The sequence below is a fragment of the Streptomyces sp. NPDC002463 genome (assembly GCF_042889835.1).
Lineage (GTDB): Bacteria > Actinomycetota > Actinomycetes > Streptomycetales > Streptomycetaceae > Streptomyces > Streptomyces nymphaeiformis.
On record NZ_JBIARL010000004.1, the window covers coordinates 137,249 to 151,733 of the forward strand.

Genomic DNA, 14,485 nt, shown 5'->3' on the forward strand with positions numbered 1-14,485 from the left:
TCGTGGCCGCCGTTCGAGTGGTATCGGGGTGGCCCCGAGGTGCGGGCCCCGGATCCCCCCCGTCTGAGTCACGTAGGCGTGTTGTCGCTCGTCGACGGAAGGATGTGGCTCTCCGTGTCGTCGGCCCAGTTGTAGACCCACTGCTTGCGGACTGTCACCTTCCAGGCCCATGGGAAGACCGTCTCGGCCATGCCGATGACTCGCTGTGTGATCGCTTCGAGGGCCCGCTCGATGCGGCCCCACTGAATGTTCTTCTTGAGCTCGCGGTCGACGTGGAATTCGAACGAGACGCGTAGTACCCGCGGCGTGCCGTCAGCCATGGTCCCCTCCTCTGCGGCGCCAGGTGCGCCCTTTCGCAGAGACTAAGGGTCCCGTAACCCCGAGGAGTTGCACCACGGCCCTTTGGCCACGAGGGTCTCAGGCTTGGTCGTGGCTCCCTGAGGCATTGCGATCACGCTGCTGGGTGCTGGACGACTTCAGCCACTGAGCTTCTTCAGCTGGACCTCGGAAGGGTGATGGTGCTGCTCAAGCTGACGCGACCAGGACCACGGCCTTCGGGCGTCCTCGGAACTCTGTGTCAGCCACCCATGTCATCCGATCGGTGGCCGGGTTGAAAGAGCTCACTGTTCCGTTGGTCCCGAGGCCGCCATACGACGGGCAGCGGGATGGGCGTCGTCTCGGTGACGGCTGACGCGGCGTTGTTCTTCGCCGGGAGGCGCCAGGTGGGGGCGTTCTGGCTGAGCATCGCAGTTGTCCTGCCGGGCCACCTACCGTGCACGGTCACAGCTGTGGTTGTGTACGGGCCCTGGTTCAGCCGAGCAGGTCGGAGAGGGCGGTGGCGATGACGGTGGCGAGGGTGATGACGGTGGCGAAGGTGGTGGCTGCGCGGGTGAGGGCGGTGGGATAGGTGGCGCCGTCCATGCGGGCGAGCTTGCCCGCGGCGGTGCCGGCCAACAACGCGACGACGAAGACGAAGGCGGCGGTGAGGAGGATGACAGCGACGGTCACGACAAGCTCCCTGTGCTAGTGGGGTGTTGACGTGGTCGACGGTTGCCGAATCGGTGTTCGCCGTGGTTCGCGTGGACAAGGATGAACAGTGGCGAACACGTCACTGGTCTCGGGGGGAAGCGCGTGCACAATGAGGAGAACGGTCACAACCCGGCCCTTGCCGAGCTGCGTGCGCGGCTCAAGGATGGGCTGGCCCGGGCCCGGCTGAACCAGACGCAGCTTGCCCGCAGCGTGGACCTTGCGCGGACGACTGTGTCGCAGGCGCTCTCGGCCAACGGGCCGGTGCCGTCGGAGGCGACAGTTGCAGCGCTGGCCGACGGGTTGAAGCTGCCGGTGGACGAGCTGCTGGCGTTGCGGCGGACAGCGGAAGAGCGGGGCACCGCCGAAGCAGATCGGGTGGGGCCGGGTAGGCCGATCGGTCGGTGGGCGCCGCATGAGCTGGAAGTCCACCCCGCCGGGCCCAGTGAGGCTGCCGCCCCCGGGGCCCGGCCGCTGCCCGGCTACGTGCCGCGCGCGCACGACCGGGTGCTGGCCGATGCTGTACGCGATGCGGCGGCTGGCCGCAGCCGGATGGTGGTGCTCGTGGGCACCTCCTCGACGGGGAAGACCCGGGCGTGCTGGGAGGCCGTCCAGCCGCTCGCGCAGCAGGGGTGGCGGTTGTGGCACCCCTTTCACCCGACCCGCGCGGAGGCCGCGCTGACGCAGCTGGGCCAGATCGGGCCGCGGACAGTGGTGTGGCTGAACGAGGCGCAGCACTACTTCGGCGACCGGGTGGCCGGTGAACGGATTGCGGCGGCCGTGCACCAATTGCTGGTCAACGACAAGCGCGGGCCGGTCTTGGTGCTGGGCACGCTGTGGCCCGAGTACGCCCACCGGTACACCGCCCTGCCCAAACTGGGCGAGGAGGATCCGCACAGCCGGGTGCGGGAACTGCTGGCCGGCCGCACCCAGACCGTCCCGGATGCCTTCGATGCTCATGACATGGCCAAGGCCGCCGCCTTCGCCGCACAAGGCGACCAACTTCTGGCCGACGCCCTCACCCGCACCCAATACGGCGGAAAGGTCACCCAGGACCTGGCCGGAGCCCCCGAGCTCCTGCGCCGCTACGAGCAGGCCACCCCGGGCGCCAGAGCGCTGCTGGACGCGGCGATAGACGCCCGCCGCCTCGGTGTCGGTCTTCACCTTCCGCAGGTCTTTCTGACCGACGCTGCCTCCGACTACCTCAGCCAGAGTGACTACGACCAGCTCACCGACGACTGGGCGGAAGCAGCCTATGCCGAACTCGCCGAACCGGTGCACGGCAAGCAGGCCCTCCTACGCCGCACCACCCCACGGCCCTCACTACGCCCTCCTATCCCTTCCACTGTCGTCAACACCGCCAAACTGCCGTTTGCAGAACCGGTGTTCCGGCTTGCCGATTACCTCGAACAACACGGTCGCACCACTCGCCGGCCCCTGTGCCCACCCGACTCCTTCTGGCACGCCGCCCACGCCCACCTCACCTACCCTGACGACCTGCACAACCTCACCCAAGCCGCCGAGGACAGGTACCGTCTGCAATGGGCCCACCATCTCCGCCACCGCTCCGCGGACCGCGGCAGCACTAATGCCCTGTACCGCTTGGCGGTGGAGCGGGAAGAGGCCGGGGATCGGGACGGCGCCGTGAGCCAACTGCGGCGGGCCGCCGACCGCGGCGACGCCGATGCCCTGATCCACCTTGCCGACATGCGGGAGACGGCCGGGGGCCGGGACGGCGCCATGGCTTGGGCCCGGCAGGCCGCTGACCGCGGCTACACCGATGCCCTGGTCCGCCTGGCCGGGATGCGGGAGGCGACCGGCGACTGGGACAGTGCACTGAGCCTTCTCCGCTTGGCCGCCGACCGCGGTAGCGCCAAAGCCTTTCTCCACGCGGCGTATATGCACGAGGTGTTCGGGGAGTGGGGCGATGCCGAATTGGCGTACGTTGCCGCCGATGAAGACACCCACTACCTGGATGAGTGGGTGGTGATGAAGGGGGCATCCGGGGACTGGGATGGCGCCGAGGCCTTGGCCCGCCAAGCCGCCTACCACGGCAGCACCAGCGCCCTCTTCTGCCTGGCTGTGATGCGGGGAGCGGCCGGGGACTGGGACAGCGCCGGGGCTCTGGCGCGCCAGGCCGTCGACCATGGCAGCACCCACACCCTGGTCCGCCTCCTTGTGATGCGGGGGGCGGCCATGAACCGGGAAGTCGCCGAGGCCTTGGCCCGTCAGGCCGCCGAGTACGGCGTCACTAACGACCTGGTCTGCCTCGCCCAGCTCCCCAATGCGCTCAACAGGCTCTGGCCATACGGCCTGAACCCTGACGGTACGCCGACACCTCCATGGCCAGTCTCGGTGCCAGCCTGTCCCAACCGACAGCAGGCGGCTCAGAGCAGGGCCCTAAGGGCCGTGGCGATGACGGTGGCGAGGGTGATGACCGCGGCGAAGCTGGTGGCTGCGCGGGTGAGGGCGGTGGGGTAGGTGGCGCCGTCCATGCGGGCGAGCTTGCCCGCGGCGGTGCCGGCCAACAACGCGACGACGAAGACGAAGGCGGCGGTGAGGAGGATGACAGCAACGGTCACGACAAGCTGCGCGGTGCGATCCCTGACGTCGTATTCGACGCCCTGTGGCTGGCGATCATGCCGTTCCTGTCCGCCGCCCAGCGCCACGCCGTGCGGGAACTCGGCTTCGCCTCCGCCGTTGCGGACCCCAATCAGCCCCTTCCATGCACGTACCTGTCAGCCGTGCTGCTACTTGTCCTGGTCCCTGCATTCACCTCGGCCGGAGCCTGTCCCCTTGGAGGCCCTGACCGCCCACGGCAGGCAGGCGCTGGCCGACACCGACGCCTGGCGGGCGCTGGAGAGCTTCCTGACCCGCACCGTCGAGGCGCAGGTCACCGACGCCTCTCTGGCGCCGGTCGCCGCCGCTTCCGTCGACGCCCTGCCGCGCACCACGGAACTCAAGGAGTCCCTGTGGTCGACAGGCACCACACTCCTCGACCGGGCCCGCGCGGCCGGGGCGGTCCGTCCCGACCTGGCCGCAGCCGATCTGGTCCCGCTCATGTGCGGCATCGCCTACGCCGTAGACGTGCACGGCAGCGCTCCCGCAGACCGGATCGACACCGCGCATCGCTACCTGGCCGCGTTGCTCGGCGCCCTGTGAGCCACGCCAACGACGGTGTGAGATCTCCCCTCTGCCGCAGTCCGGGGCGATCCTTGCGCCCGGCAGCGACGCCGGGCACCTCCGGCGCACGTCCACGACCGCCTTCCCTCTGGGGAATCGTGGCCGCAGGGGTGGGGAATTCCGTTTGCTGGACGCGGCCACCGCCGACCGGGCCGACGGCCGCTGCTGACCTCGGTCGCCGCAATTACCGCCGTCGCCTTCAACGAGCGGCAGGGCTGGACCCAGGCCACCCATCCCGCACCCGGGCGAGCCGGCCACGCCGCCTTCCTCGGTCCCCGACACCCGGCCCGCACAGTCGCCCCTCGCCCTCTCTGACCTCTTCTCCGGATCAGTGAGACATTTGAGTTTCGTTGCCACGTCTCCGCCCCTAGGAGGAGGCACCGCTGATCGAACTGTTTTTCCCGGACCGGGTGTGGGGCCCCCGGGGCGAACCGTGGTGAATTCGGAAAGGCTCCGTCACAGAACCGTGAAGCGGGCGCGTGATCCTGGTGTTCACCACAGCGCAGCACGTGCGCTGCCATCGGGGGGAGTACCACCATGAGTTCCGTTCGCAGAGCCGCCGCCGTCCTGGTCGCCGTGTCCGCGCTGGCCCTGACCGCCTGTGGGCCTTCCGAGGACGGAGCCGCGGGCGGCAGCGGTGCGCCCAGCGCGACGCCCCCCGCTTCCACCGCCCCGTCCACGCCGGTGAAGCCGACGCCCACGAAGCCCACGAAGCCCGCCGGGTCGGCGGAGCCGTCGGGGCCCGCCACGCCGTCGAAGCCGGTCAAGCCGTCGACGCCCGCCAAGCCGGGCTCGCCGTCGACCGATCCCGACTACGACGTCTTCCCGTGCAGCACGTACGACGTGACGTTCACGGCGAGTCTGGCGGAGTCCACGACCAGCAGCTACCTGCTGAAGATCACCAACAAGTCCGGCAAGCCGTGCCGGGTGCTCGGCCACCCGATCGTGACCTTCGGCGACCTGGACGGGCAGGCGAAGGAGCGCGGCGCCGCCCCCGGCATCGAGGACGCCATCCGGCTCGCCCCGGGCGAGTCCGCCTACGCGGGGCTCATGGGCGGCCTGAAGGGGACCACGAGCAAGACGGTCTCCTCGATCGCGATGACCATGAACACCGAGTCCGACCTGAAGCAGGTGCCGCTCAAGGCCTCGACGCCTGGCTTCAACGTCTCCCCGGACAGCTCCGTCACCGCGTGGATGGACAACGCCGAGGACGCGCTCAGCCTGTAGTCGTGGGTTTTTCCGCAGCCGGCCGCGGAGGTTGCTCCGCTGCCGGCTGCGGCGTTTCCTCCGCCGGCGGCCGCAGCCGTACGCAGCATCGTCCGGGGCCGGCTGCCGGGCACGCCTCGAACCCGGTCTCGGCGATGCCCGTGAGCACCCCGCGCAGCAGGTGCAGGTTCATGCCGCAGACCGTCTCGGTGTGGTCCTGTGCGAGCGCGTGGAAGGGGCAGTTGGCGAGGGTGATGGCCCCGTCCTCGCGGTGCGGCTCGTAGCCGTACCGCTCCAGGAGTTCGAAGACGTCGGTCTGGTTCTGCTCGCCCAGCCGGGTGCCGAGCTCCTCGGCCTTGCGGTGCAGCACCCTCCGTACGGGCTCGCCCGTCGCGTCGGACTCCTCCACCGCCTGGGCGAGGAGCCGCCCCGCCAGCTCGTAGCGGCGGTCCGGGAGATTGACGGTGACCTGCTTCGCCGAGCGCCGGTAGAGCTTCGCCGGCCGTCCCGCACCGGGTCCCGAGCGTCCGCTGCGGCGCTCGTAGACGACGTCGAGCAGGGACTCGTCCGCCAGCCGGTCCAGGTGGAAGGCGGCGGTCTTGCGGGCGAGCCCGAGAGCGGCGGCGGCCTCGTCCCGGCTCACCGGGACCGACTCGCGCACCACGTGGTCGTACAGCCTCCGGCGGGTCGGCTCGTCGAGGGCCGCGACGGCGGAGACGTCGGCGTCGCGCGGGCCGGGCTCGCGTACGCCGGGCTGTCGCACGTCGGACTGTCGCACGTCGGGCTCGCGTACGTCCTTCGGGGTGTCCACGGACACCAGTGTAAAACCCACTCCCATTGACTAAAGAGAGAAGGAGGTCTTCTATGGGAAATGAACCTTGCCGATAGAAGGAGGGGCCATGTCCTCCGTCACCACCAGCAGCAGCTCGGCCGTCCGCCGGCGAGCGGCGCTCTCCGACCCCGGCTATCAGGCGTTCGTGATCCTCCGTACGGGATTCACGGTCGCGCCGATCCTCTTCGGTCTCGACAAGTTCGCGAACCTGCTCGTGGACTGGCCCGCCTACCTCGCGCCGTGGATCGATGACATCGTCCCCGGCAGCGCCCAGACGGCCATGTACGTGGTCGGCGTGATCGAGATCGTGGCCGGGATCGCCGTGGCCCTCGCCCCCCGCTTCGGCGGCTGGCTCGTGGCCGGCTGGCTGGCCGGGATCATCGTGAACCTGCTGACCGTCCCGGGGTACTACGACATCGCGCTGCGCGACTTCGGACTGCTCCTCGGTGCCGTCGCGCTCGCCCGGCTCGCGCAGAAGCACCACGCCGAGCGGGTCTGACACGGGAAAGCGGGTGATGCCTCACGGCATCACCCGCTCGCACCGCCGCCCCGGAGGGGGTGGCCGGGGTCAGGCGAGCGCGAGGAAGAGCTTCTCCAGCTCCTCCTGCGTCATGGGCGGGGTGTCGGAGTCGTCGTCGAGGCACTGCCGCATCCCGCTCGCCACGATCTTGAAACCGGCCCGGTCGAGGGCCCGGGAGACGGCGGCCAGCTGGGTCACGACGTCCTTGCAGTCGCGGCCCGACTCGACCATCGAGATCACGGCGGCCAGCTGCCCCTGGGCGCGCCGCAGACGGTTCAGGACGGGGCGCATCGCTTCGTCGTCCACTTGCACGGAAACCTCCTTCACCCCCTCCGGCCAGGATACCCCATGGGGTATGAATCAGGACTTTGCCGGGTGTTCCCGGTGTCCCCCTGTCGGTCGGGCCGTCCGCCACCACCGGTAGGCGACCGCGCCGACCAGTACGGCCCCGAGGACCGCCCACGTGGCCGGGTGGGCCCACACGGCGGTGTCGATCTGCTGCGAGAGCACGAAGACGCCCATGACCACGACGAACCAGCCGAACGCCGTCCGCAGTGCGTCCTGCGGTATGCGGCCGGCGAGGCGGCCGCCCACGAGGCTGCCGACCACCGCCGCGGCGGTCACGGTCAGCGCCAGACCCCAGTCGATCCCGACGCCGGAGAGGTGCCCGGCGAGCCCGGCGAAGGAGTTCATCCCGATCACGAGGAGCGAGGTGCCGACCGCCATGCCCATCGGCAGCCCGCCGAGCAGGGCGAGCGCCGGGACGACGAGGAAACCGCCGCCCGAACCGACCAGGCCCGTCACCGCGCCGACGGCGAGACCCTCCGCCGCGATCTGCCGCACGGGCAGCTCGGCGTGGATCCGCGGCGCCGCCTCCCGGCCGCGCCGGGGCTTGCGGAGCATCGCGACCGCCGTCGCCAGCATCATCAGCGCGAAGGCGACGAGCAGGGCCGTACCCGGGACGTACTCGGCGACCCTGCCGCCGCCGTACGCGCCGGCCATGCTGAACCCGCCGAAGAGCAGGCCGGTCCGCCAGCGGACCCGGCGGGCCCGGGCGTGCGGGACCAGCGCGGCGAGGCTGGTCACGCCGACCACGAACAGCGAGGTCGCGATCGCCTCCTTGGTGTCCTGCCCGGCCAGGTAGATCAGGATCGGCACGGTCAGGATCGAGCCGCCGCCCCCGAGGGCGCCGAGGCTGAGGCCGACGAGCAGGGATGCCGCGACGACCAGGGCGGTCACGAAGCGCTCCGCAGCTCCGTGATCACCGTGCGGATGTCGGTCCGCGGCCCGCGGTTGTACGGCAGCTTGGACAGCAGGACGCCCATGGCGCAGGAGTTGCTGACGGCCGCGTAGGTCAGGCCCGCGCCGACAGCGGTGCCGATCAGGTGGGCGCCCGGGACGAACACTCCGACCAGGCCGGTGGCCAGGACGATCGAGCCGGCCACCAGCCGGACCTGGCGCTCCATGTCCCACCGCTCGGGGCCGCGGTTGACGGGCGCGCCCGCCGCCTCCCAGGCGACGATGCCGCCCTCCAGGACGCGGAGGTTCGGCAGTCCGGCCTCGGCCAGGGCCTTCTCGGCCTGGCCGGCGCGCTGGCCGGAACGACAGACCAGGACGACGTCCTCGTCGAGGTGGTTCAGGAGCTCGGCGCGGTGCTCGCGCAGGGTGTCCAGGGGCACGTTGTACGAGCCGGGGATGTGCGCCGTACGGAACTCACCCGGCGTACGCACGTCGAGCAGGCGCGGGGCGCTCCCGTCCTGGACGAGCCGGTGCAGTGCGGCGGGGGTGAGGGAGGTGGCGGGTGCGGGGGTGGTGCTCATGGGCTTCCACTTCGGGTCGGTCCGTTATACCCAGGGGGGTATATAAGAGGGTGTGAGGGGCCCCGGCGGGCGACGAGACCCCGGGGGGAGTGGGGAGAAGCGGGGGGTGAGGGTCAGGCGTCGGCGGGCTCGGCCGCCGGCTCCGTCAGGGCCCAGGCGGCGTATCCGCCGAGGATGTCGGAGACGTCCCGGAAGCCGCGCTGCCGCAGCAGGCTCGCGGCGATGGAGGAGCGGTGGCCGCCGGCGCAGTGCAGGACGAGAGGCCGGTCGGCGGGCAACTCGGACGCGCGGTGGGGGAGTTCGCTGAGCGGGATGTGGAGCGCGGAATCGATGAAGCCGTTCGCCGCGCGCTCGCCGCAGGTGCGCACGTCCACGACGACCGGCGGCTGCTCGCCCGTGAGGGCCGTACGGAGATGCGCGGCGGTGACCCGGCTCGCGGGGGTGACCTCGCCGGCCAGCGCCTCCAGGGCGTCCTCGGGGTTGCGCAGGTAACCGACGACCCGGTCGAAGCCGATCCGGGCGAGGCGGGTGACGACCTCCTCCTCCCGGTTCTGCGGGGCCATGACGACCAGCTCGGCGGCCGGGTGGAGCACGGTGCCGGCCTGCTCGGCGAAGCGGCCGTCGGCGGGCACGTTCACCGCGCCGCGCAGATGCCCGCCCGCGAACTCCTGCGGGTCGCGCGCGTCCACCACGAGCGCACCGCCGGCCCGCAGCTCGCTGAACTCGGCGAGCGCCAGCGGGCGAGGGGCGGACGCGTCGTAGCGGGCCCGGTCCTTGCGGTTCAGCTCGGCGTCGTACGCGAAATAGCCGGGCGCGGCCGACTGGCCGGCGGTCACGAGTGCGACGAACTCCTCGCGGCCCATCGGGGCGCAGGCGTAGTTGGTCGCCCGCTGCTCGCCGATCGTCGACTGCTTCTCCGTCGACAGGTTCTTGCCGCAGGCCGATCCGGCGCCGTGCGCGGGGAAGACCCGCACCTCGTCCGGCAGCCCCATCAGCTTGTTCTGCACGCTGTCGTGGAGCATCGCGCCGAGCTCCTCGGCGGTCACGCCCACCGAGGCGAGCAGGTCCGGGCGGCCGACGTCGCCGATGAACAGCGCGTCGCCGGTCAGGACGCCGTACGGCACCTCGTCCTCGGCCTGCTCGTACACGAGGACGCTGATCGACTCCGGGGTGTGCCCGGGCGTCTCCAGGATCTCCAGCGTGACGTCGCCGAGGGAGATCCGCTCGCCCTCGGCGAGCTTGCGGATCGGGTACTCGGTCTCGGCGCGCCGACCGTAACCGATCCAGGCGCCCGTCTCGTCCGCCATCTCGAGGTGGCCGGCGACGAAGTCGGCGTGGAAGTGGGTGTTGATCACGCCGACGACGTCGAAGCCGTGCGCGGCCGCATCGGCGAGGTACTCGGAGACGTCCCGGCGGGGGTCGACGACCACAGCCTGGCCGGTGCGCTCGTCGGCGATCATGTAGGACGCCTGGGAGAGGCAGTCCAGGTAGTACTGGGTGAAGAACACGGCCATCCCTTCGATACCCCCATGGGTATTTATGCACTCGACCGTAAGGGGGCTCCCGCAGCGAAGTCAAATACCCCCCTGGGTATCCGGGATTTTTTGCCGGACCGGCAACAGCGATGGCGTGACCGGGGTGCGGTGGGCGACGGTGCCTGCGTGACTGACGACATCGCGGCGGGAACGCCCGCCTCCATCCGTACGCCCCCGCCCGCCGACGGATACGTCGGAGACCCCGCGGTGCGGGCGAAGTGGGACGACGTGTACGCCGACCGCGAGCAGCTGTGGAGCGGCCGGCCGAACGGCGCCCTGGTGGCCGAGACCGCCGGACTCGCACCCGGCCGGGTGCTCGACGTCGGCTGTGGCGAGGGCGCGGACGCCGTCTGGCTCGCCCGCGGCGGCTGGGACGTGACCGCGCTCGAAGTGTCGGGGGTGGCCCTTGAACGGGCGACCGGGCATGCCCGGGACGCCGGCGTCACCGTCCGCTGGGTCCACGCCGGCCTGGCGGAGGCGGCGCTCCCGCCGGCCTCCTTCGACCTGGTCTCCGCCCAGTACCCGGCGCTGCTGCGCACCCCCGACGCCGCCGCCGAACGTGCGCTGATCTCGGCCGTCGCGCCCGGCGGCGTACTGCTGCTCGTCCACCACGCGGGGATGGAGACCCGGCAGGCGGACGAGGGTGACTTCGACCCGGCCGACTACGTCTGGCCCTCGATGGTCGCGGCCCTGCTCGACGACGGCTGGACGGTGGAGGTCGACGAGGAACGAGCCCGCGTGATCCCCGAGGGCGGAGCCGGTGCGCACCACACCCACGACGTGGTGCTCCGCGCCCGCCGACTGCGCTGAAGGCCGAAGCCTGTTTCCCGGCCGGGGCCCCGGTGCCCCGGTCGTGGACCGCGACCTGACGCAGTGTCATTCATCGAGGGTGAGTCGGGCCCGGTAGTGGTGTCGGCGGGCTGCACCGAGGCGCAGTGCGGATCCCGGGCCGTGGTCACCGTGCGCGGGGCCTGTCAGCTCCGGTACCGCTGCGCCACTGCCGCGAAGGCGGCCTTGGGTTCCCATTCCATGTCGGGGTAGGTCTGTCCCCGGCGGCCTTCGAGGAGTTTGACGATGCCCAGGCCGGCCCGGTCCAAGTCGTTCCTGGGGTCGCCGTCCGGGCGGTGCGGATAGCCGGGCAGGGCGAACAAGAACACGAACGCGCTGTCCACGCCCTCGGTCTCGAAGATCTCCAGCAGTTCGCTCAGATATGCGGCCTGGCCGGCCTCGTCGCGCTCGTACGTGCCGTCCAGTCGTACGGGAGCCTTGGTCTCCGGGTCGTACTCGACCACTTCCAGCACCCGCCCGCCGCGGTCTCCCGCGCCGCGGTAGGCCGCGGTGCCGAACCCGGTGATGGCGAGCGGCTTCGGGCCTCGGGCCAGGGTGCGCACCGCGTCCCGGAACCGGTCGGCGACCTCGGCGGAGCGGATCAGCTCGAACGTCACGATGTCGAAGGGGGTCCAGTCGACCTGCTCGAACTGGATGGACGCGTAGGTGAGCCTGCCCTGGAAGTGCTCGCGGACCGTGGCCGCGGCCTCGCGGAGGAATGCGTTGATGCGCACGCCGAGCTCGCGCATCGCTTCGCCCCGCCGCTCGGGTGGGCTCATCAGCTGCTCGACCCGCTCCTCGGGGCTCTCGCCGGGCAGGAACCCGCGGTTCATCACGCTCAGCTCGACCCCTGCGACGAACACGACTGTGGCCCCCTGCTGCCGGAGTCGTTCCGCGCGCTCGGCGCAGTCGCGGAAGAGCGTGAGGATCTGCTCCGGGTCCAGTTCCAGCGGATAGGGCGAGAACCAGACCTCCATGCCGAGCTCGGCGGCGGCGCCGGCGGCCAGTTCCAGTCGGTCCGGGTCGCCGCCGATGATCTGGACCGCGTTGCAGTGCAGGTCGTCGCGGATGATGGCGAGCTCGCGCCGGACCACCGCGGGGTCGAAGAGCTCGCGGGACAGCCGGCCGTGCACGACGAATCCGGTGTCGTAGGTCATTCCTCTTGCTCGCATGGCGATGTCCTCTCTGTCGGTCTCGGCCGGGTCGAGGCTGACAGGAAAAGTGCGTGCACGCAAGTTTGCGTGAAAGTAATTTTGCGCTACCGCAACTTTGTGCGTACGCAGCCCTGTGTGGAACGCTGACACCGTGACGACACCACCATCAGGGCTGCGGGAGCGGAAGAAGCAGGCCACGCGCGAGGCGCTACGCGAGGCGGCCCTGCGTCTGGCCGTGGAGCGCGGACCCGACCAGGTGCGGGTCGAGGACATCGCTGCGGCGGCCGGGGTCTCGCCGCGCACCTACAACAACTACTTCGCCAGCCGCGAGCAGGCGATCGTCTCCGCTGTCACCGAGGACCGGGAGGCGCGCATCGCGGCGGCGGTCGCGGCCCGGCCCGCAGGAGTGCGCCTGGCGGACGCCGTCACCGAAGCGGTGGTCGAGCAGTACACGAACACCGGCGAGCGTGAACACAAGGCGCTGCTGCTGATCACCACCCAGACGGCACTGCGTGACGCGTTCCTCGATACCGCCGCCGGTATCGAGCTTCCCCTCACGGCGGTGATCGCCGAACGCGTGGGTGACGCCGGAGCGCACACAGCCCGAGTTCTCGCGGCGAGCGTGGCCGCGGCGGTGCGCATCGCGTTGGAGGGCTGGCTCCGGCCGGCGGGGAACGCGGAGGCCGCCGACGGTCTCGCCGCCGGAGGACTGGTCGTGCCCTCCGGCTCGTTGCCCGACCAGCTCCGCACGGCGCTGGCCCCGCTCGCGCCCGCGTTCGACGCCGCCCAGCAGCACACCCAGCCGTGAACCGACCCGACCGGTGCGTCCGCTGGACGGACAGCAGATCCGGAACACGCCGCTGGATCGGCCACCGTCCTCGGTGGCCGATCCACCGGAGATGACGCCACGCCGGGTCGTGAGCCATGGCCGGAGTACTAGGCGGACTCCAGCAGCCCCTTGAGCCGGGTCAGGTCGGCGGCGACCGTGTCGGCGTCACGCTCGAACTCGGCGTCGCTCATCTCCGGCCGGCGGCGGAGGGTGAACACCACCTCGCTCCCCGTCTCGTCGGCGATCACCCGGACCGGGTTGTAGAAGGTCTGTCCGGAGGGGAGCGTGACGTCGTGGTCGAGCACGCCCAGGTCGTTGCGCGGCACGAACCTGACCGTGACACGCCCCAGCGGGGAGGAGTCCGCGACCCATTCGTCGCCGACCTTCTCGATGGATTTCCCCAGGCCATGGGCCCAGGCGGGAAGGTTCACCGGATCCGACGCGTAGGCGTAGACGTCGGCGACGGAGCGGTCGATGGAGATGCTGACGTGGCGTGATTCCTTGTCGGTGACGTTCATGGTGTCGACGCTAGTGGCCGGGCGTGGCCTTCCGCTTGAACGAATCAGACATCGGTGCCGAGTTCCCCGGCCAGCAGGGCAGTCGTCCCGGCCACCAGCGGATCGTCGGCGGGGGCGTCCTCCTCGGCCTTGGTGGTGAGGACCGCGAGGACGATCGGCGTGCCGTCCGGCCGCCAGGCCACGCCCACGTCGTTGGCGCCGCCGTGGCGCCCCGATCCGGTCTTGTCGGCGAGGAGCCAGCCGGCGGGCAGTCCGCGCCGGAACCGCTCGGCGCTGGTCGTGTTGCGGAGCAGCCAGCCGGTGAGCCGTTCCCGGTCGTGGCGCTCCAGCGCGTCACCGAGCACGAGACGCGCGCAGCCGACGCCGATGGCGTACGGAGTGGTGGTGTCGGTGACCCGCCAGGGCTCCGCCGAGTTGAGCTCGGGCTCCCACCGGTCGAGCCGCGTGACACGGTCTCCGATCGAGCGGCAGAAGCGGGTGACGCCGGTGGGGCCGCCGAGCTCCCCGAGGAGCAGGTTGGCGGCGGTGTTGTCGCTGAAGCGGAGCGCGGCGTCGCAGAGGGCGGAGACGGTCATGCCGCCCGTGACGTTCTCGGCGCGCCCGGTGATCGGCGAGTAGCCCGACCTCGCGACGTACGCCGTCGAGTAGCGGACGCGCCGGGCGAGGAACTCCCCGTCGTGGTCGACGTCACGCAGCACGGCCGCGACGGCGAGCATCTTGAACACCGAGGCCATGGGGAAGCACTCGTTCGCCCGGTACGCCACGGTCCTGCCCGAGCGCATGTCGCGCGCGAACACGCCGAGCCGTGCGCTGTGTTCGCGCTCAAGCCGTCGCAGCCCCGCCACGACTCCGCCCGTCCCCTGCGACGAGGCCTGGGCGGTGCCGCCGCCCACGGCGAGCGCGGCCGTGAGCGCCGTACCGGCACCCAGGGCCAGCGCGGAACGGCGGGACAGGTCGGGTACGTCGGCGTGCACGGTGTTCCCTTCCGCAGTGACCACTGTCGTACGTGTACACCGCCCGACGCCCCGGCAGCC

17 protein-coding genes and 1 pseudogene are annotated in these 14,485 nt (G+C 71.2%); 7 read left to right on the forward strand and 11 right to left on the reverse strand.

Translation table 11 applies throughout. The features are described 5' to 3' along the window. Positions 1-68 precede the first annotated feature (68 nt). On the reverse strand, positions 69-320 hold the full coding sequence (locus ACFYX3_RS10805; protein ID WP_389010863.1) for a hypothetical protein: 252 nt from the start codon (positions 318-320) through the stop codon (positions 69-71). A 490-nt stretch (positions 321-810) separates the two neighbouring features. Beyond that, positions 811-1,008, reverse strand: a complete 198-nt coding sequence (locus ACFYX3_RS10810; RefSeq protein ID WP_389010866.1) for a hypothetical protein — start codon at positions 1,006-1,008, stop codon at positions 811-813. A 123-nt stretch (positions 1,009-1,131) separates the two neighbouring features. Here ACFYX3_RS10810 and ACFYX3_RS10815 point away from each other — a divergent pair, with 123 nt between their 5' ends. After that, positions 1,132-3,507, forward strand: coding sequence for a helix-turn-helix domain-containing protein (locus ACFYX3_RS10815; RefSeq protein WP_389010869.1), 2,376 nt, complete (start codon positions 1,132-1,134; stop codon positions 3,505-3,507). On the opposite strand, the gene ACFYX3_RS10820 is transcribed toward ACFYX3_RS10815, so the two are convergent. After that, positions 3,414-3,695: a hypothetical protein gene (locus tag ACFYX3_RS10820; RefSeq protein ID WP_389010872.1), complete on the reverse strand. Its 282-nt coding sequence runs from the start codon at positions 3,693-3,695 to the stop codon at positions 3,414-3,416. The genes ACFYX3_RS10815 and ACFYX3_RS10820 overlap by 94 nt on opposite strands. On the opposite strand from ACFYX3_RS10820, the pseudogene ACFYX3_RS10825 reads away from it, so the two are divergent. From ACFYX3_RS10825 to ACFYX3_RS10835, 3 genes and pseudogenes are all read left to right on the forward strand, one after another. Beyond that, a pseudogene (locus ACFYX3_RS10825) lies at positions 3,639-3,791 on the forward strand (cation transporter); the annotation flags it as partial. The gene ACFYX3_RS10820 and the pseudogene ACFYX3_RS10825 sit on opposite strands and share 57 nt — an antisense overlap. Before the next feature lie 31 nt (positions 3,792-3,822). After that, positions 3,823-4,188: a hypothetical protein gene (locus ACFYX3_RS10830; protein WP_389010875.1), complete on the forward strand. Its 366-nt coding sequence runs from the start codon at positions 3,823-3,825 to the stop codon at positions 4,186-4,188. Positions 4,189-4,746: 558 nt separating this feature from the next. Continuing rightward, on the forward strand, positions 4,747-5,436 hold the full coding sequence (locus ACFYX3_RS10835; RefSeq protein WP_382661380.1) for a DUF4232 domain-containing protein: 690 nt from the start codon (positions 4,747-4,749) through the stop codon (positions 5,434-5,436). On the opposite strand, the gene ACFYX3_RS10840 is transcribed toward ACFYX3_RS10835, so the two are convergent. Beyond that, positions 5,426-6,193 carry a helix-turn-helix transcriptional regulator gene (locus ACFYX3_RS10840; protein WP_389011515.1) on the reverse strand — a complete coding sequence of 256 codons (768 nt, stop codon included), beginning with the start codon at positions 6,191-6,193 and terminating at the stop codon, positions 5,426-5,428. The genes ACFYX3_RS10835 and ACFYX3_RS10840 overlap by 11 nt on opposite strands. 121 nt (positions 6,194-6,314) lie before the next feature. On the opposite strand from ACFYX3_RS10840, the gene ACFYX3_RS10845 reads away from it, so the two are divergent. Then, the gene (locus ACFYX3_RS10845) at positions 6,315-6,746 is read left to right on the forward strand and encodes a hypothetical protein (RefSeq protein WP_389010879.1); all 432 of its coding nucleotides are present in this window, start codon (positions 6,315-6,317) and stop codon (positions 6,744-6,746) included. 69 nt (positions 6,747-6,815) lie between these two features. On the opposite strand, the gene ACFYX3_RS10850 is transcribed toward ACFYX3_RS10845, so the two are convergent. The 4 genes from ACFYX3_RS10850 to ACFYX3_RS10865 form a co-directional block, all read right to left on the reverse strand. After that, a complete protein-coding gene (locus ACFYX3_RS10850; RefSeq protein WP_220378607.1) occupies positions 6,816-7,058 on the reverse strand; it encodes a metal-sensitive transcriptional regulator in 243 nt (80 codons plus the stop codon). Between the two features lie 69 nt (positions 7,059-7,127). Continuing rightward, complete coding sequence (locus tag ACFYX3_RS10855) at positions 7,128-8,006, reverse strand: sulfite exporter TauE/SafE family protein (RefSeq protein WP_389010882.1); 879 nt, start codon at positions 8,004-8,006, stop codon at positions 7,128-7,130. Continuing rightward, the gene (locus ACFYX3_RS10860; protein ID WP_389010885.1) at positions 8,003-8,587 is read right to left on the reverse strand and encodes a rhodanese-like domain-containing protein; all 585 of its coding nucleotides are present in this window, start codon (positions 8,585-8,587) and stop codon (positions 8,003-8,005) included. The genes ACFYX3_RS10855 and ACFYX3_RS10860 overlap by 4 nt, the downstream gene beginning before the upstream one ends. Before the next feature lie 113 nt (positions 8,588-8,700). Further along, entirely contained in the window at positions 8,701-10,095 is a 1,395-nt protein-coding gene (locus ACFYX3_RS10865; RefSeq protein WP_389010888.1) for a rhodanese-like domain-containing protein, read from the reverse strand. A 153-nt stretch (positions 10,096-10,248) separates the two neighbouring features. Here ACFYX3_RS10865 and ACFYX3_RS10870 point away from each other — a divergent pair, with 153 nt between their 5' ends. Further along, a complete protein-coding gene (locus ACFYX3_RS10870) occupies positions 10,249-10,932 on the forward strand; it encodes a class I SAM-dependent methyltransferase (protein WP_389010891.1) in 684 nt (227 codons plus the stop codon). Between the two features lie 164 nt (positions 10,933-11,096). Here ACFYX3_RS10870 and ACFYX3_RS10875 read toward each other — a convergent pair whose 3' ends face one another. Beyond that, entirely contained in the window at positions 11,097-12,107 is a 1,011-nt protein-coding gene (locus ACFYX3_RS10875; RefSeq protein ID WP_389011518.1) for a hypothetical protein, read from the reverse strand. A gap of 148 nt (positions 12,108-12,255) precedes the next feature. Here ACFYX3_RS10875 and ACFYX3_RS10880 point away from each other — a divergent pair, with 148 nt between their 5' ends. Beyond that, a complete protein-coding gene (locus tag ACFYX3_RS10880) occupies positions 12,256-12,912 on the forward strand; it encodes a TetR/AcrR family transcriptional regulator (RefSeq protein ID WP_389010894.1) in 657 nt (218 codons plus the stop codon). Between the two features lie 128 nt (positions 12,913-13,040). On the opposite strand, the gene ACFYX3_RS10885 is transcribed toward ACFYX3_RS10880, so the two are convergent. After that, positions 13,041-13,451: an SRPBCC family protein gene (locus ACFYX3_RS10885; RefSeq protein WP_389010897.1), complete on the reverse strand. Its 411-nt coding sequence runs from the start codon at positions 13,449-13,451 to the stop codon at positions 13,041-13,043. A 44-nt stretch (positions 13,452-13,495) separates the two neighbouring features. Continuing rightward, entirely contained in the window at positions 13,496-14,425 is a 930-nt protein-coding gene (gene bla, locus ACFYX3_RS10890) for a class A beta-lactamase (protein ID WP_389010900.1), read from the reverse strand. Positions 14,426-14,485: the final 60 nt, after the last annotated feature.

Bases quoted from the DNA above. Each gene is read 5' to 3' on its own strand.
- ACFYX3_RS10805 (WP_389010863.1), bottom strand. From the start codon at position 320: ATGGCTGACGGCACGCCGCGGGTACTACGCGTCTCGTTCGAATTCCAC.
- ACFYX3_RS10835 (WP_382661380.1), top strand. From the start codon at position 4,747: ATGAGTTCCGTTCGCAGAGCCGCCGCCGTCCTGGTCGCCGTGTCCGCG.
- ACFYX3_RS10845 (WP_389010879.1), top strand. From the start codon at position 6,315: ATGTCCTCCGTCACCACCAGCAGCAGCTCGGCCGTCCGCCGGCGAGCG.
- ACFYX3_RS10850 (WP_220378607.1), bottom strand. From the start codon at position 7,058: ATGCGCCCCGTCCTGAACCGTCTGCGGCGCGCCCAGGGGCAGCTGGCC.
- ACFYX3_RS10860 (WP_389010885.1), bottom strand. From the start codon at position 8,587: ATGAGCACCACCCCCGCACCCGCCACCTCCCTCACCCCCGCCGCACTG.
- ACFYX3_RS10875 (WP_389011518.1), bottom strand. From the start codon at position 12,107: ATGACCTACGACACCGGATTCGTCGTGCACGGCCGGCTGTCCCGCGAG.
- ACFYX3_RS10885 (WP_389010897.1), bottom strand. From the start codon at position 13,451: ATGAACGTCACCGACAAGGAATCACGCCACGTCAGCATCTCCATCGAC.